Annotated in this window: 16 protein-coding genes; 6 read left to right on the top strand and 10 right to left on the bottom strand. The window is 58.6% G+C overall.

Going from position 1 to position 15,628, the window contains the following annotated elements; translation table 11 throughout:
• Positions 1-51: 51 nt before the first annotated feature.
• Positions 52-300, top strand: coding sequence for a hypothetical protein (locus ENN68_07995; protein HDS46009.1), 249 nt, complete (start codon positions 52-54; stop codon positions 298-300).
• Between the two features lie 95 nt (positions 301-395).
• Here the strand turns inward: ENN68_07995 and ENN68_07990 are convergent, their stop codons facing one another.
• The 5 genes from ENN68_07990 to ENN68_07970 form a co-directional block, all read right to left on the bottom strand.
• Positions 396-1,304 (bottom strand): hypothetical protein, encoded by a 909-nt coding sequence (locus ENN68_07990; protein ID HDS46008.1) that lies wholly within the window; start codon positions 1,302-1,304, stop codon positions 396-398.
• 53 nt (positions 1,305-1,357) lie between these two features.
• Entirely contained in the window at positions 1,358-2,041 is a 684-nt protein-coding gene (locus ENN68_07985) for an endonuclease V (protein ID HDS46007.1), read from the bottom strand.
• Positions 2,042-2,245: 204 nt separating this feature from the next.
• Positions 2,246-2,854, bottom strand: coding sequence for a hypothetical protein (locus ENN68_07980; GenBank protein ID HDS46006.1), 609 nt, complete (start codon positions 2,852-2,854; stop codon positions 2,246-2,248).
• A gap of 224 nt (positions 2,855-3,078) precedes the next feature.
• Positions 3,079-3,798 (bottom strand): hypothetical protein, encoded by a 720-nt coding sequence (locus ENN68_07975; protein ID HDS46005.1) that lies wholly within the window; start codon positions 3,796-3,798, stop codon positions 3,079-3,081.
• Positions 3,799-3,962: 164 nt separating this feature from the next.
• The gene (locus ENN68_07970; protein ID HDS46004.1) at positions 3,963-4,139 is read right to left on the bottom strand and encodes a hypothetical protein; all 177 of its coding nucleotides are present in this window, start codon (positions 4,137-4,139) and stop codon (positions 3,963-3,965) included.
• 152 nt (positions 4,140-4,291) lie between these two features.
• On the opposite strand from ENN68_07970, the gene ENN68_07965 reads away from it, so the two are divergent.
• Positions 4,292-5,587: a histidine--tRNA ligase gene (locus tag ENN68_07965; GenBank protein ID HDS46003.1), complete on the top strand. Its 1,296-nt coding sequence runs from the start codon at positions 4,292-4,294 to the stop codon at positions 5,585-5,587.
• A gap of 35 nt (positions 5,588-5,622) precedes the next feature.
• Positions 5,623-6,066, top strand: a complete 444-nt coding sequence (locus ENN68_07960) for an iron-sulfur cluster assembly scaffold protein (protein HDS46002.1) — start codon at positions 5,623-5,625, stop codon at positions 6,064-6,066.
• Between the two features lie 21 nt (positions 6,067-6,087).
• On the opposite strand, the gene ENN68_07955 is transcribed toward ENN68_07960, so the two are convergent.
• A complete protein-coding gene (locus ENN68_07955) occupies positions 6,088-7,425 on the bottom strand; it encodes an MATE family efflux transporter (GenBank protein HDS46001.1) in 1,338 nt (445 codons plus the stop codon).
• 36 nt (positions 7,426-7,461) lie between these two features.
• Positions 7,462-8,166, bottom strand: coding sequence for a DNA-binding protein (locus ENN68_07950; protein HDS46000.1), 705 nt, complete (start codon positions 8,164-8,166; stop codon positions 7,462-7,464).
• Positions 8,167-8,392: 226 nt separating this feature from the next.
• Here ENN68_07950 and ENN68_07945 point away from each other — a divergent pair, with 226 nt between their 5' ends.
• Positions 8,393-8,659 (top strand): metal-binding protein, encoded by a 267-nt coding sequence (locus ENN68_07945; GenBank protein HDS45999.1) that lies wholly within the window; start codon positions 8,393-8,395, stop codon positions 8,657-8,659.
• A gap of 92 nt (positions 8,660-8,751) precedes the next feature.
• Here ENN68_07945 and ENN68_07940 read toward each other — a convergent pair whose 3' ends face one another.
• On the bottom strand, positions 8,752-11,382 hold the full coding sequence (locus ENN68_07940; GenBank protein HDS45998.1) for a PAS domain S-box protein: 2,631 nt from the start codon (positions 11,380-11,382) through the stop codon (positions 8,752-8,754).
• Positions 11,383-11,591: 209 nt separating this feature from the next.
• Here ENN68_07940 and ENN68_07935 point away from each other — a divergent pair, with 209 nt between their 5' ends.
• On the top strand, positions 11,592-12,692 hold the full coding sequence (locus ENN68_07935) for an NADH:flavin oxidoreductase (GenBank protein HDS45997.1): 1,101 nt from the start codon (positions 11,592-11,594) through the stop codon (positions 12,690-12,692).
• A 33-nt stretch (positions 12,693-12,725) separates the two neighbouring features.
• Here the strand turns inward: ENN68_07935 and ENN68_07930 are convergent, their stop codons facing one another.
• Positions 12,726-13,478, bottom strand: a complete 753-nt coding sequence (locus ENN68_07930; protein HDS45996.1) for a hypothetical protein — start codon at positions 13,476-13,478, stop codon at positions 12,726-12,728.
• Positions 13,475-14,209 (bottom strand): orotidine 5-phosphate decarboxylase, encoded by a 735-nt coding sequence (locus ENN68_07925; protein ID HDS45995.1) that lies wholly within the window; start codon positions 14,207-14,209, stop codon positions 13,475-13,477. The genes ENN68_07930 and ENN68_07925 overlap by 4 nt, the downstream gene beginning before the upstream one ends.
• Positions 14,210-14,370: 161 nt before the next feature.
• Here ENN68_07925 and ENN68_07920 point away from each other — a divergent pair.
• Positions 14,371-15,628: DEAD/DEAH box helicase (locus ENN68_07920; protein HDS45994.1), on the top strand; the 1,258-nt coding region annotated here is incomplete at its 3' end.

Genomic DNA, 15,628 nt, shown 5'->3' with positions numbered 1-15,628 from the left:
CTTCTATGGGTAAGTAGCAGTGCTCACCATAAGAGGTGCATGAAACGAGCCATGATCGCAGAGATAATTACCGCGAATTATGAAGGCGAGGAGGAGTTAGAAGAGGATGACGAGGCGATTGTGGAGGAGACCGAATACGGCGGCGACGAGAAGACAAAAGAGATGACCAGTATTATGGAGCGGCTGAAGACGCGCGAGAAGAAGGAGCGAGCCGCCGATCTGGTGAGCAGACTGAAGGGCAAGAAGAAGGCGAATAAGAAGATCCTGCCCTACGAGATCTATGCCACCTCGGGTGAGTGAGAGCGGGGGCCCGTACGGAGCAAGCAGCTGAGCTAAGCAGAGCTAAGCAGGCGAACACGCCCTCGTAACACACCTCTTTTTCCCGGTCTCTTTCTTTACTCGACTAGCTCCGCAAACACGGCACGGTCTACAGGTGCAGGTTCGGTTCCGCTCAGGTAGAGGCGCGTCCACCAGATAGCGACGAGCGGCTGCACGATAACCACGGAGACCACCATGCTCAGCAGCCCGCCAATCGAGGGTATCATCCCGAGCACCATGCTCGCGACTACGGCGATCACGATCACCACAAGCCAGAGCAGGAATACGTCGAGTTTGTGCTCCATAAAGAACCGGAATCCGGTTTTAAGGCCGTCAATGGCGCTGAGGTCACTGATGACCACCGCATAGGGCGGAACCGTGAGCACGATGCTGATGATGAGCATATAGAGTAGCAGGAGTAGCAGGCCGATTCCGAGCAGCGCCCATGCGGCGGCCGTGCTCGAGAGATCGAACGGGGTACCTGAACTCGCAGCACTCGAGACGAAAGATCGAATGCCAGGAATCAGGAAGATGAGCCCTGCAAGCTGGATCGCCGCAATGAGCACCGAGACGCCGAAGAAGCTCAGGAACTTCCGCCGCCCGTAGTCCAGCATGTCCGAAAGGCTGGTGTGGCCGGTCTTCGTCGCGACCCGTGCCATGCCGATCGCGCCCGCGTTAAAGAAGGAATTGATCAGCAGCATGAGGATCACGGTTACCAGAATCGCACCGAGGAGTAATCCGGCGCTCGCCATGAGCGGCCCGGATAACTGCTGCAGGATCTCAGGCGGGAGCTCACCCGAGTCGGTCAGATACGGCAGAATGGCGGGGATGAACGGGCCAATCGCAAGCACGAGGGCACCGCCAATGATTACCAGGGCCAGGATACCGAGAACAATAATACTGAAGACGAACGGGAGGCACAGAACAAGATTCGCCTTCCACGTGGCGAAACCGTTACTGAGGATCTTGCTGAGCTCTTCGACCATAAAGATACACCGAGATGCTATTGCCTGCCCGCATACTTAAATCTTGCGGTCTGTCAGTCTCTCCGTTTCGTTCCGGTGCGTTTCACGTGATTCGCAGAGCGGTGCGCGATGCGGACCGGCTCAGGCAGCTTGTGCTTCCGGATACAGGCTTTCATGAGCTGTAGCGCGGTCTGAAGTGCTATCTTGTGCCCGGGCGCGACAATGATGGGCCGGCAGCCGGTTTTACTCGTGAGGTAATACCCGACCTCACGGTTTTCATAGCGAATGACGCGCGCATCGCCCTCTACCGTGGGCAGCTCACCGGAGCCGCAGAGGAGCTTCTTGGTCACGCCGATGGTCGGGATGTCCAGAAGCACACCGACGTGCGTGGCCAGGCCCGCGAACCGGGGATGATTGATGCCACCGCCGTCGATCACGAGAAGGTCAGGTCGTGTGGCGAGTTTGCGGAACGCGGCGATGAGAGCAGGCGCTTCGCGAAAGGCGAGCAGCCCGGGGATATAGGGGAACTCGACCGGCAGCACGGCGTATGCACACTCGAGAACCTGCAGATCAGGGTAATCAAGAAGGACGATCGCGGATATGATCTTCTCTTCGCCCGCGGAATCGAGGAAGAACGCCTGATCGGCGCCGGCGATGAGGCTGATTCCGCCGGGGTCGAACGTATCGGTAATGAGTGCGCGTGCCGCGATTTCTTCCTGGATACCGTAGAGTTCCTCGGTCGTAAGCTCCCTGCTCATACCATCAGGAACTAATAGAGCGGTGCAGTAAAAGCTGCGCGGTCGTTTTTCTGTCGGGGGCACCAGAACGAGCAGTGAAAATCGGACACGGGCCCTTTTTCGCCGCTAAGAACGGTCAGCCGTAACCATGACTCTTCGGTTCGGTCAGGCGGTTGCATGCTCTGCGCGCTACCCTGTTCTGGATCGACCGTTGCCCGGTACCGCTCAGTCCCGTCCAGTCAGGCGCTTCAGCCGCTCGCGCATATCGCGCCAGTGGCTCCCTTCCCAGTAGATCTTGCCGCAGCGGTCGCAGACCCAGAACACCCAGATACCGATCATGTCCTGAGGCACGTAGCTGTTGTGCCGGAGCAGAGCGAGCTCATGAGCCTCCACGGGCCGTATCCGCGCGTTGCATTCGCTACACCGCTCCGGAACAGGCTCGAGCTGCAGGGGGACCTGCTGCTCGAGCAATTCCTGGAGCTGATCCAGAACATCGTCAGCCTTGATGAGCATGCAGCGCGCTCCTTTCCGTATCGCGATCGCGATGAGCTCCTTATCACGCGTGAGCAGTATCCTGCCCTCGCGCGCAGCGGCCGTGGCAAGTGCGTGGTCCTCGTCGTTCCTCTCACGGCTGGTGAAGGGAATATCAGCGGCGTAAACGGTATCGTAGCCGAGGATACGAAGCCAGGTGGTGAGCTTGCCGAACATCCGGTCGGTGAGGAATCGCAGTTGCTCCTCCAGCTCATCAGCGAACCGGAAGACCTTATGCTCAAAATCCACCACCCGGCCTTCCGCGATCTCAACGCCCTCAGCGCGCAGCAGCTGTATCTTCATCGCCATGCCGCCACCGTACTCGCCGACCTCACCGGTGCTGCGCACCACGCGATGGCAGGGGATGGTAATGGGCTGCGGGTTCCGGGCTACCGCCTGCCCGACGGCCCGAGCGGCGCGAACAGAGCCGGTCAGGGCGCGTGCTAACTCGCCATAGGTCGTCACTCGACCTTCCGGTACCCGTGTCAGCAGGTTCAGCACGTCCGTCTGGAACGGTTTATACCTGCTCATGGCTCCTGCTCCTGCAGCGCGGCTACCGGTAGTGAGCCGTCGTGTACTGCCGTGGCAACCAGTGCGCCCTCAATACCGATTTCGCGCAGGGCCTCGAGGTCTTCAGACCGTCTCACACCACCACCACACAGAACGGCGTGATCGGAGACGGCCACCACGGCTTCGAGGAACGCGCGATCAATGCCGCTTCTCGCGCCTACGCGATCCAGGTTCAGCACAATGAGCTCTTCAAGGGCATGGTCATTGAGCATCTTGATCACGTCCAGTGGCGCTGCTTGCAACTGCTTATCCCGTGTCAGGACCGTATTATTGCTGATATCCACGCTGACCGTCACGGGTATCTCGCTGCTTGCAGCCGCAGCGATGAAATCGAGCGAAGCAGTCTCCGTTCCGAGCACAAAGGTATCGGCGAGTGCAGCAACACTGAGCTCCTGTAACTCCGTGAGCGCGTGCAGCCCGTAATCAAGCATGAGGTGCGGTGCACTTGTTCGCAGTGCTTTTACTACCGTTCGATTATTGCCCCGGCCGGTGAGTCGGTTGAGATCAGCGATATACAGCTCCCGGGGTTTGAGCGCCTGGAGTATCTGGAACGGGTCTGAGGAGGGCACAAGGGAACTGAAGCAGTTTATCGGCCGATACCGGTCACGCTGCCCCCGCAGGGCGTGGACAACCTGGCCATCGAGCAGATCCAGCACAAAGACCAGCCGGAACTTCATGACTCGCCTCCACGTGCCCTCCACGTGCGTACCTGACCGAAGTAGTGGCAGCGCGGAGTATAGCGTCCGCTGACGCGAGAAAACAAAAAATACAGAAAAAAGAAAAACATTTTCCTCCAGTCACGACAAGAGGAAAAACGTTTACCCTACCAGGCCTCTATCGACTAAAAGCGTTTTGGTCGATGTTTCTGGTAACATTCCTGACAGTAAACCGGCCGGGTGCCATCGGGCTTGAAGGGTACTTCACATTCTTTACCACAGTCTGCGCACGTGACCGTGTGCATCTCACGCGGTGGGCGATCATACCCCTGCCTTTTTCTGTCAAAGGATCTTCCTCTCATCATGGTCTACCTCCGAATATGTTATTGATCCTCTCTATTTAAATAGCCGCGTCGGGTACTCCGTGGTTGGGTCCCGGATGTGCTCTATCCACGCTCCGTGGCGCATGATTTTATTTGCGCACTGCGCTTTTTATGTCTGTTACGAGAGCACGATGCGGATCGAACGAGCACGAGGCACCCGGGATTTTCTACCGGTGGAGATGCGGAAGCGGCGGATCATGGAGGAGCGCATGCGTGCGATAGCCGAGCGCTGGGATTATGAGGAAGTCAGAACGCCGACGTTCGAGCGTGCGGAGCTCTTCACGCTGAAGTCCGGGCCGGAGATCCTGAAGGAGATGTACGAGTTCGCGGACAAGGGCGGGCGGCATCTGGCGTTACGGCCCGAGATCACCGCGTCGGTGATTCGGATGTACCTGAACGAGCTGAAGATGGCGCCGAAGCCGACGAAATGGTATTATTTCGGGAACTGCTTCAGGTACGAGGAGCCGCAGAAGGGCCGGTTCCGCGAGTTCTGGCAGTTTGGCACGGAGATCATCGGCGCGGACAGTCCCGATGCGCAGGCGGAGCTCATTGCGCTCGCTTTTGCCATGTTAACGGCGTTAGACGTGCATGCGGAGCTGCACGTGGGCCATGTGGGGCTGATTCGGGAGCTTTTGAGTGCTAGGACACCGCTGAGCGAGGAACGAATAAACCGTGTGATGCGGCTGATCGACAAGGGTGAGCACGCAGCGGTGATCGAGTTGATGGGTGACGCGGGTGTTGAGCAGTCGGTGATTGACGATCTTCTGTATCTGATCGCTTTGAAAGGAAAGGACACGTTGCAGGAGGCGCGTGCTCGGGGCGTCATTGCGGCGGGAAGTGCAGCGTTAGCGGAGCTGCAAGCGCTCCTGGAACTGCTTGCGGTTTACGGCGTTGCGTACACGTTGAACCTGGGGATCGCCCGTGGGCTGGATTATTACACGGGTATGGTCTTCGAGATCTACGAAGTGGGCGGGAAATTAGGTGCGCAGAATCAGGTCTGCGGTGGTGGCTCGTATCGGCTCGCCAAGCTCTTTGGCGGTGAGGATATCCCGTCGACCGGATTCGCGTTCGGCTTCGACCGCCTGGCGGAGATCTTTGAGGTTTCCGCGGACGGCGTGAGACCGGGCGGTGTGATCGTGGTGCCGATACGGACTGGGCCTGGCGACCGCGCGATAATGGGTGCGGCCATTGAACTGGCCGCTCGATTGCGGCAGTACGTGCCCACACATATCGATCTGATGAACCGGAGCCTGAAAGCGCAGCTCAAGTACGCTAACACACGGAACTATCAGTTCGCCGTGATGATCGGCACGGACGAGTTGCGCGATGAGCTGGTGACGCTCCGTGATTTTATTACCGGATCACAGGACAAGCTGAGCGTAGACGCGTGCGTGGAGCGACTGCGAGCGCGTTTCGAGACGCGGTGAACCGGGTGAGTACGAATGCGTAGTGGAAAGAGGAGATGAGGACGAGAAAACGACCCAAGACCTTCGACGAGATGGTCAATGAGCTGGAAGCGGACATCAGAGATGAGGAGCGGAGCTTCTTCGGTGAGAAGATGGTTGACGCGGCCTTCAATCCGAAGAACGTGGGTGAGCTGGAGCGGCCGGACGGCGTGGGGAGGGGCACCACTGCGGAAGGTTTTACGCTGCAGCTCTATATCCGCATCGAAGACGGAAGGATCACGGACTGCACCTTTGTCACTGATGCGCGCGGCCCCACCATTGCTTTCGGGAGCGCAGTGACGGAGCTGGTGAAGGGTAAGACGGTAGAAGAGGCCACGGAGATCGATGCGGAAACGATCAAATCCGCGCTCGGTGGCGTGCCTGAGGACGAAGAGCATACGCCTGAGATCGCTCTCGATGCGCTCAGGGCGGCGCTCGAGGATTACCGGCAGAGACGGTGATCCGCACCGATACTCAGGTTTTTACACCGATACGTTCATCCACGTTCCTTTGCGGAAGACCGCGTAGATAACGGCCGCGCGTATAACGGTCTCGATCGTCATGCCGACCCAGATACCCAAGAGCCCCCAGCCGAGTACGAACCCAAGCGCATAGGCGAGTGAGATGCGGATCCCGATGAGGCTGACGAAATTGACGAGCATGGGCACTTTGGTATAGCCCGCACCGCGCATGCCGCCGGCGATGGTGAAGAACGCACCCAGTGCTGGCTCGGAGAAGCCGATGATGAAGAGATAGAGCGCCGCCCAGCTCGTGACCTCTCGGTTGCTGGTGAAGACCATCGCGATGTAGTCCGGCAGGAGAATGAAAAGGAGCCCGATCATGGCCATAAAGAGCAGGCAGAGGTGGGTGGATGCGAGCACCGCCTGCTTCGCCCGGTCCTCTTTCTTCGCGCCCAGATACTGGCCGGCGAGTGTCGTGGCGGCGATGCTGAAGCCGAACGCAGGCATGTAGGCCATGCTCTCGGCTCGGAGTCCGATCTGGAATCCGGAATAGCCGAGTGTGCCAAACGATAAGATCATCCAGGTGAAGATGATGGCTGCAAAGCTCCACATCGCCATATCAATGCCCGCAGGAATACCAATCCGGAACATCTTCTTGACCGTTTCCAGTCGGTACGGGACGGTTCTGCGGTAAACCGGATGGATGATCAATTTGTTGCGCTGCTGGAGCACCAGATAGACGGCAAACGCAACGGCATAGGAGGTCCCGGTTGCGATACCCGCACCCAGGACGCCGAGTTCGGGAAACCCGAAATGGCCGAAGATGAGCGTGTAGTTCATGAGGACATTGTAGAGGTTGGCGACGAGATCAACGTACATCGGTGTCTTCGTGTCGCCCGCCGCGCGTAAGATCCCGTGGTACGTACTAACGAGCGCGACACAGGGGAACAAGGAGAAGATCGCACGGATATAGCTCGTGCCCTCTGTTATGACCGCACCGCGTGCGCCAAGGTAATAAATCACGTGGGGCCCGATGAGGAGCCCGAAGAGCGCGATCGGAATCGATATGAGGATGAGCGTGATCATCGTATCGGTGGCGACCCACTGTGCCTCGTCATAGTCACGCTCGCCCCAGCGCCGCGCAATGATCGCGATCGAACCGGTGACCAGGCCCATGGTAAGCGGGAAGAACATATGATAGAGTGCGAAGACGACGCCAACGGCGCTCAGGCTCACGTCCGCAGGGGGATATCGGCCGAGCATGATCGTATCCGCGATGATCTGGAAGGTGAAGAGTAGATTGGAGATGATCGCGGGATAGGCGAGCGCGATCACCCGTTTATAGATCACCCTATCCATGAGTCCCCAAAGGGTGTGGGTCAGGATGAAGTTACTTTACTCCTTCGGCGGGCGTCGCACGAAGAACGAGGCGATCGCCATATGGTCGGTATGTACCGCAAGCGGGATCCGTTTGGCGGTGTGGACGGGATCGAAGTCCTGCCCGGTGAGGAACGGCGCGATGATGATCTCAAAGTACTCGTCAAGATCTCTGAGGAAGAAGTCCTCGAATCCCAACAACCCGGCCAGGCGGAAGCAGAGGTTCGTTACGAGCCGGTACGGCGTGCTGTGGCATGACTCGTCATCGACGATGAGCAGTTTCCGGCCGCGGATCTCTTCCCGGGCGGCTCGCAGCTGCTCCTCGAGCACACGCTCATCGAGCACGTTCACGCTGAGTATCGCTGGTTGCTGGCTTTTCTTTATCGCGCGATAACGGGCGAGGAACTCGGCGAAGCAGACCCCCCCGGGCTCCAGGGCGAGTATGCTCAATGGCTGGTCAGCTACAATGCCGTCCAGCTGCTCACCGACCTTGGCGATGAATTCGCCCTGCGGGCTGCTCCAGAACGCGCGTGGATCGGTCTTCCTGAGCTTGTGGGCTGCCTCACGGAGCAGCTGGAAGGATTCGAGATCGCTGCGTTTGATATAATAGAGGCGGCCCTGTTTGGTGGCCTGAAGATCGCCGTAGCGAATCCAGCGCTTCACGCTCTCAGGATGTGCGCCGAGAATTCGCGCGGATTCAAGGACGGTGAGCTCGGGTTCCATGTTTAATACTCTAAGATAGAGGGCAGCACAGTTAAGCCGTCTCAACCCACCTGGTAGCGGCTCCTCGGCCGCGCCGGTATTGCTCACCCGTAACAATATTGCCCTCCACCGGAAATAGAGCCGGAGGTTTTATATACTGCCAGACTTTAGCTATGCTCACGGTGCCGTTTCGTTTCGTGTCGGGTGAAGCGCTGCCGCGACCGGTTACCACCAGCTGGAGCGGTGAATGATGAAGAAAGAAGAGTACATTCATATCCATATGTTGCTGGCGCAATACAAGAAATATTGCGAGGAGAACAGCTTGATCTCTGAGCTCAGGAGATATGACGAGCTACGGATCTCGCCATTCGAGGTGCACCGGAGCAAAGAGGAGCACAAACGTGCGATTTTTGTCCTTAGCACCGAGCTCGTCACCTCTCTGACCGCATCAACGATGCCCGCGGTGCGTGAACGCAATCCGCTGCCCCGGAAGCTGAGAAGCGGTATATGCTGATACTGCTCTTGTTCGGTTTAGATTAGATCTATCCCGGTCGCGGGCCGCTTGCCTGCTCGCGTGCTGCTCGGCTCACTCGTTCCGGCCCACCGCTAGGAATCGATGAGGATCGACTTGTAGATCAGATCCGGTAAGAATTCGGTAATTTCCTTGTACTTCTTTTCACTCTCGCTCAAGGCCGTTTCAGCACGATTGAGCTGAGCCATCAGGTTCTCTACGTCCTGCCGCTTTGCGGTTAACGCCTCTGCCAGTCTCTTATAGCCCGTGACGTCCTCACAGAGTACGGTCGCGTGCTTAACGTTCCCTGCCGCGTCCTTCACGCGGGAAAGATGGAGACGCGCCCAGAGGGCCTCGCCATTCTTAGAGATGAGCCGTATTTCCGTCACACTGCGGTCTTGCTCTCCGTCATCGAGGGCAGCATACACGGCGGTATCCGTACCCGCGTCACCGGCATGATATAATGCCGAAACGTGCTGCCCCAGGAGTTCCTCCTGAGCATAGCCCATGAACAGGCAAATAGCCTTATTCGCCGCGATTATCTCTCCCTCCGGGTTGATCATGAATATCCCCAGCGGGAGCTCATCAAAGAACGAGCGGAACCGCTCCTCGCTCTCGCGCAGCGCAGCTTCCGTCTTCCGCCGCTCAGTCATATCCATAAACGAGACCACACTCCGGTTCGTGCCCGGGATCACCGCAGCGGTGCAGCAGATATTCTTCTGATTGCCCTGGCAGTCTTTGAAGAGGAATTCATAGCTCCGCGGTGCCGTATCAGGCGCGATGCGTCGCAACCGGTGGATCTCCCGCATCTTCGCAAGATCGTCTGCTGACGCGATGAACTCCGTCCATTTCCGCTTGCCTTCCAGATCCGCTTTACTGCTATAGCCGGAGATCTTCACCCCTTCCCAGTTCGTGAGCGCGAAGGTGCCATCCTCTTCGAGAATGACCGTTGGTGCACGAGTGGCTTCGAAAATAGTTCGGTAGAGCGCCTCAGACTGCTGGAGTTCCTGTTCGGTGCGCTTCTGCCGGGTAATGTCGCGAATTGAGACCACGCTCCGGTTCGTGCCCGGAATCATGCCCACCACCAGGGTCGCATCGCGAAGTTCACCATTTTTGTGGATAAACTGGAATTCGTAACTCGTGGGTGCGCCCTCTGGATGCGCTGTTCGTCGCAGACGGTGATACGCCATCATCTGCTCCCGATCAGCGTCCGCCACCAATTCTGGCCACTTCACCTTCCCCTCGATCTCCGCTTTCTGATAGCCCAGGAGGCTGACCATCTCCTCGTTGAGGTGCGAGATCGTCATATCATCCTCGATGACCAGCAGCGCGGCGCCGGTGCTCTCGAAGAGCGTCCGGTACATCTTCTCCGAGAACTGCAGCGCTTGCTCCGCGCGCTTCTGCTCCGTGATGTCACGCGAGAAGATCGCGATGCGGATAACCGTACCGTCCACATCGAAGCAAGGATATATGTTGGCGTCGTAAATCCTGCCCGCGCGCTCGTCTTCAAAACGATACGGCTGCTTCGTGCTGATAACCCGGTCAACCGCGGCCCTTCTGGCCCGTGCAAACTCGGGCGGGAAGAGGTCGTACACGCAGGTGCCGATAAGCTCATCGACGCTTTTTCCAAACCGCTGTGCCAGTCGTTCATTCAAAGCCAGTAGTTTCCCATCACGGCCCTGCAACAACGCGGCATCGAGAGAGGCGTTCAAGAGCGCGCGTGCAGTCTCCTCGTTCTGCCGTAATCGCTCCTCCGCCTGCTTCCGCCATGACATATCCGAGACGGTGGCGACAGCACCCTTTCGGAAATCGGAAGGATCAAAAGCGCTGAGTTGTACATAACCATCGAAGAGCGAGCCATCTTTACGTTTAAATTTCGCATCGGTTTGCGCTATCTTGCCCTGGCTTAACTCATGCTGAAACAGTCGTGAAACGCGTTCAAATTCCGCTCGCGAGGCGTATATGTTCTCGGAACTTAGTCCGAGGTACGATTTGTACTCATCTTCGTTAGGATCGAAGCCGAAGATGCGCAGCATCGCGTCGTTCGTCCAGCCGAGTTTGCGCTCCTCCAGGGCAGGTCCTTCGATCTCAATGATCCCGATACCAATGGGTGAGACCGCGAAGATCCGCTCCTGGCGCTCTTTCTGCTCGCGCAGCGCGTGCTCAAGCCCCTCGCGCTCCTGGATCTCTTGTTCCAGGGCGGCAGTCTTCTTCACGAGCTCCCCGTACAAGCGCGCGTTTTCGATCACGGTAGCCGCATGGCTCGCTGCGAGGCTCACGAACGAGATCTCGCTCTCCGCGTAGTCGTGCGGCTCGGGCATGTAGACATTCAGGAGGCCGATGAGCTTGCCTTCGTACTTCATCGGCATGAAGAGCTGTGCTGCGAATCCGAACTCCTTGCCCAGGTCAGCCCACCATCTATCCCGTGGCTCGTGGAAGATATTCGGCACGATGTAGCACTCACCCGTCTCCAGGACGAACCCGGAGGGGCTGCAGGTGATCGGGACATGGCGAGCGTAAATCCGATCGATGTAATCCTCAGGAAGCCCGAAGGTTGCGACCATCTCAAGCTCGCCGGTCTTTTCGTTGATGAGCATGACTGAGCCTGAATGCCCCCCGATATGCCGCACCACCTGAGCGAGTATCTCTTCCAGGATCTGCGTGAGCGGCTGCTGCAGATTGGTATGGGCGATCCTCATGAGTGCCTGAAGGGCGGACGCGGGCATCGTATAGCTAGAACTCCTGTGGTATCCCTAGTCACCATGAGGTTATAAGTATAAATAGGAAGCAGGTATTTGTCGTAGTTATACTCAAAACGTCCCTGATCAGCAATTTGACGAATGAGAGGTAATGGGATACCTATTCCAGTGATCGGATCGATCTCTTTCCGTACAACCATATGCTACGTGCGATGCTCATGGAGTGGTGAGGAGGGGTGAGCACCCTGTTCGATGCGGTCTTCCAACCGCCGACCGTCGGCGGTGTGACACTTCCCAATCGAATTGTCTTTCCGGCCGTTCAAACCAATTACGCCACAACAGACGGTCTCGTTACCGATCGTCTCCTGCGGTTCTATCGCGAGATTGCCCGGGGCGGAACGGGACTCACCATGGTCGGCTGTACCGCCGTTTCGCCTGATGGCGCGGGCGCGACGAACATGCTCCGATTGACGACCGGGGAGCACGAGGCGAGTTGTGCCGAGCTCTTTGCCGCGATCAAAGCGACCGGCTCGCTGGCGGCCGCGCAGCTTATCCATTTCGGGCGACAGACTCGCTCAGCCATTACCAAGCAGCCGCTCGTTGCGGCCTCCGCCATTCCCTGTCCCGTGATGCAGGAGCGTCCGCGGGAGCTGACCGTTGCGGAGATCCTGCGTATTGAGGATGATTTCGCGCGTGCCGCGGTCAGAGCGAAACGAGCGGGCGCGGATCTGATAGAGATCCACGCGGCCTTTGGCTATCTGCTCGGCGGATTCCTCTCGGCATACTCGAATAAGCGATCGGACGAGTATGGCGGGAGCCTGGCAAACCGGGTAAGATTCGTGCGCGAAGTGATCGCGAGCGTACGTGCTGCGGTCGGTGGTCTGCCGCTGAGCTGCCGTATCAGCGCTGTTGAGTTCGTTGAGGGCGGGCTGAGGCTCGAGGAGACGAGAAAGATCGCTCCGATGCTCGTGGATGCGGGCCCGGACGTAATCAGCGTTGCCGCGGGCACCTATGCGAGCATGGAGCACATGGTGCCCGGGAAAGAGCTGGGTGAGGCTGTGCACGTTCCGCTCGCGGCCGCGATAAAGGCGGTCGTTGATGTTCCGGTCATCTGCGCGGGCAACATTCGCTGCCTGGCGCTCGCGCAGCAGATACTCGAAGTGGAACAAGCAGACCTCGTGGCGATAGGCAGAGCGCAGGTGGCCGATCCGCAGCTCGTGAACAAGTCGAAAAACGGACAGCTCGACCAGATCACGGCCTGTGACCACTGTCAACACTGCGCGTACTGGCTATCGGGCGAGCCGGCGCTGTCCTGCCCGCAGAATCCCCGGCTCTGAGCTGAGCTGAGCTGAGCTGAGCTGAAGAGCTACTTACTGCTCTGCTATGAGCGTTGCGAGCTCTGCGTGCACACGTGGATCCTGATAGTGCTCAGGATGCTGCAGGTAATCGCAAATGATCTCGTATTCACGATCAGCAAGTACGTCCCTGAGCCAGTTGATGCCCTGTGACCGGAAGGGAATGAGGCTGTGCACGGTGATCCCGTACTCCTTCGCGCGTTCGGTCGCGCCCTGCTCCCGATCAAGAACCACGATGATGTCCGGGCAGGTCACCTGCTGCAAGCCGCGGCGCTGTAGCTCGAACTCCAGCTGCTTGAGGGCGAGCACCTTGCTGTCAAACTTCGTTACGAGATCGTCCACGATCCCCACACGATCACCTTCCTCTAAGAGACCTTCGATCATCGAATGCTCGCCATAGCCCTTGAGGTACAGGTTCAGCTCCTGCAGGGACCGGACCCCTTCCAACCGCCGCGTGAAACAGGCGGGGACATTCGCCATGAGCGAGATGGCGGTCGCGATCGGTATGCCCGCGGTCGCGACGCCGATGACCCGGGTGAGGTCAGTACATTCTTCCCTGATCAATCGCCCTAAAGCACTGCCCACCGTCCTGAGCAGCTCGGGATAGGAGGACAGCGGCCGAAGCTGGATATACAGCGGGCTCCACAGCCCGGAGACGAGTCTCCAACCCGGTGGATTATCACGGTACCACGTTCTGATCAGGCCATGGTGATACAATGCGCGCACGAGCTCTTCCCCGATGCGCCTTTTCTCGTCCTCCCAGCTCATCGTCCCGCAGTTCCGGTATCCTGGAGTGCTTCAGCGCAGAAGCTCCGCGCCGCCGCGGCCATATCGTCCTGTTCGTAAATGCTCGCACCAATGATCGCATATGCGGGTGCGCCTTCAAGGGCCGCAAAAGCTGAGCGGATAGCCCCGCCCTGCCGTCCAATGCCCGGCATGCTGTATGCCGGCTCCGGTACCCGTTGAGCCAGCAGATGGTGGTAGCGGTTAATAGTCGCGGGCTTGTTCCCGGGCACGATGAAGTGTGTCACGCCGCGATCCGCAGCGAGCGTGTACATCGCATCAGGTGCGTCCGCGCTCAGAAAGCCCCCATCGGTCGTTAAATAGCGGGGATGCGTCATCTCTCCCCCCACCAGTGGCACAAGCCGCGCTGCGAAGAGCGCATCGATGAATGCGGCCTCGGTCGCCGGACCCGCCTGCGGGAAGATAATGACACCTTTTACGCCTGCATCTGCGCAGACGGCCGCGAAGAGCTCGCCCAGCTCCGGAATATCCGTGCCCGCCTTTTGATGGTCGTAGATGACCGGCAAGTCCGTATACTCCTCGATAGCCGCAACCAGCCGCGGGAGCCCGTAGGTCAAGCCGAGGAGCGCGCCGATCTTGTAGCCCACAATGCCCTCGAGATCGCAGGTAGCCTCAACGAGCTTCCGCAGCGCTCGCAGATCCCGTACGTCGCAGGCCGGTATGACGCCCCTCCGGAGATGAAATAAGCTGCTCATGTCCACCTGAAATAAAGGGAGCCTGAATATCCGTTGTCTTCTCTCCATATTAGCTTTTGCGTCCCCGTGCAGTACTACGTTCACGTAGCCGTTTGCGCTTTTTCTGCTCGCAGCTCCCAGTACTAACTGATCACAGCCGGTACGGTAGTTAGTAACGAGCAATGCCATCTGAGGTGTTTCAAGCGTTCTCAAGCCCCCTCCAGCGGGCTATCCGCGAGAAGGGCTTCACGCACCCCACCGAGCCGCAACGGAGGGCGATACCCCTGATCATCGCGGGGAAGAACGTCTTATTGATCGCGCCGACGGCAACGGGCAAGACCGAATCGGCCTTGTTGCCGGTGCTTGATGCGCTTCTGACGCGAACGCGCGAGCCGGGCATCAAGCTCCTGTACATTACGCCGCTCAAGGCGCTGAATCGCGACATGCTCGAGCGACTGCAGTGGTGGTGCCAGCGGCTTGATCTACGCCTGGGGATGCGCCATGGCGATACCCCGACACGGGAGCGAGAAGCCCAGGCAATCGTCCCGCCCGACATCCTGATCACCACGCCGGAGACGTTACAGGCGATCTTACCGGGCAGGCTTATGCGGCAGCATCTGACCGCGGTCCGCTGGGTGATCGTGGACGAGGTGCACGAGCTCGCGATCGACAAACGCGGCTCGCAACTGGCTCTTGCCCTGGAGCGACTCCGCTACCTGAAGGAGGGTGACTTCCAGCTCATTGGCTTATCAGCTACCATCGGCTCGCCGGAACGCGTGGCGAAGTTCCTCGTGGGTGCTGAGCGCGACTGTGAGATCATCAATGTCTCCGTCGCGCGCTCGATACAGGTGACGGTACACTATCCGAAAGCCGATGCGGCAGATTACGAGCTGTCAAAGGAGCTCTATACCTATCCTGACGTTGCCGCTCGATTGCGATTGATGCGGGCGCTCGTAGAAGCGCATGAATCTACGCTGATCTTCACCAATACACGCTCGATCACCGAGATCCTCGGGAGCAGGTTCCGTGTCTGGGACCTGGACTTTCTCATGGGGGTGCATCATGGCTCGCTCTCCAAACCGTCGCGAATCACGGTCGAGCGCGGCATAAAGGAGGGCAAGCTGCTCGGGATCATCTGCACGAGCTCGCTGGAACTCGGTATTGATATCGGGCGGCTGGATTTTGTGATACAATATAACTCGCCGCGGCAGGTAACGCGGCTTCTTCAGCGGATCGGGCGCAGCGGGCATCGAATCGGCGGTATTGCGCACGGTGCGATCGTGGTTCAGGATTCGGACGACGCGCTGGAGGCGTTAGCCATCTGTCGCCGCGCGCTCGCTGACGAATTAGAGCCTGCAGACATCCCGGATAAACCGCTCGATGTCCTCGCACATCAACTCGCCGGATTGCTCCTGCTCAAGCGTCGCTGGAACTTTGACG

This window comes from Methanomicrobia archaeon (assembly GCA_011049045.1).
Lineage (GTDB): Archaea > Halobacteriota > Syntropharchaeia > Alkanophagales > Methanospirareceae > JACGMN01.
The sequence above is the reverse complement of the archived record's forward strand: the minus strand, read 5'-3'. Positions and strand labels throughout refer to the sequence as shown.

Bases quoted from the DNA above. Each gene is read 5' to 3' on its own strand.
- ENN68_07995 (HDS46009.1), top strand. From the start codon at position 52: ATGATCGCAGAGATAATTACCGCGAATTATGAAGGCGAGGAGGAGTTA.
- ENN68_07990 (HDS46008.1), bottom strand. From the start codon at position 1,304: ATGGTCGAAGAGCTCAGCAAGATCCTCAGTAACGGTTTCGCCACGTGG.
- ENN68_07985 (HDS46007.1), bottom strand. From the start codon at position 2,041: ATGAGCAGGGAGCTTACGACCGAGGAACTCTACGGTATCCAGGAAGAA.
- ENN68_07980 (HDS46006.1), bottom strand. From the start codon at position 2,854: ATGAAGATACAGCTGCTGCGCGCTGAGGGCGTTGAGATCGCGGAAGGC.
- ENN68_07975 (HDS46005.1), bottom strand. From the start codon at position 3,798: ATGAAGTTCCGGCTGGTCTTTGTGCTGGATCTGCTCGATGGCCAGGTT.
- ENN68_07970 (HDS46004.1), bottom strand. From the start codon at position 4,139: ATGAGAGGAAGATCCTTTGACAGAAAAAGGCAGGGGTATGATCGCCCA.
- ENN68_07965 (HDS46003.1), top strand. From the start codon at position 4,292: ATGCGGATCGAACGAGCACGAGGCACCCGGGATTTTCTACCGGTGGAG.
- ENN68_07960 (HDS46002.1), top strand. From the start codon at position 5,623: ATGAGGACGAGAAAACGACCCAAGACCTTCGACGAGATGGTCAATGAG.
- ENN68_07955 (HDS46001.1), bottom strand. From the start codon at position 7,425: ATGGATAGGGTGATCTATAAACGGGTGATCGCGCTCGCCTATCCCGCG.
- ENN68_07950 (HDS46000.1), bottom strand. From the start codon at position 8,166: ATGGAACCCGAGCTCACCGTCCTTGAATCCGCGCGAATTCTCGGCGCA.
- ENN68_07945 (HDS45999.1), top strand. From the start codon at position 8,393: ATGATGAAGAAAGAAGAGTACATTCATATCCATATGTTGCTGGCGCAA.
- ENN68_07940 (HDS45998.1), bottom strand. From the start codon at position 11,382: ATGCCCGCGTCCGCCCTTCAGGCACTCATGAGGATCGCCCATACCAAT.
- ENN68_07930 (HDS45996.1), bottom strand. From the start codon at position 13,478: ATGAGCTGGGAGGACGAGAAAAGGCGCATCGGGGAAGAGCTCGTGCGC.
- ENN68_07925 (HDS45995.1), bottom strand. From the start codon at position 14,209: ATGAGCAGCTTATTTCATCTCCGGAGGGGCGTCATACCGGCCTGCGAC.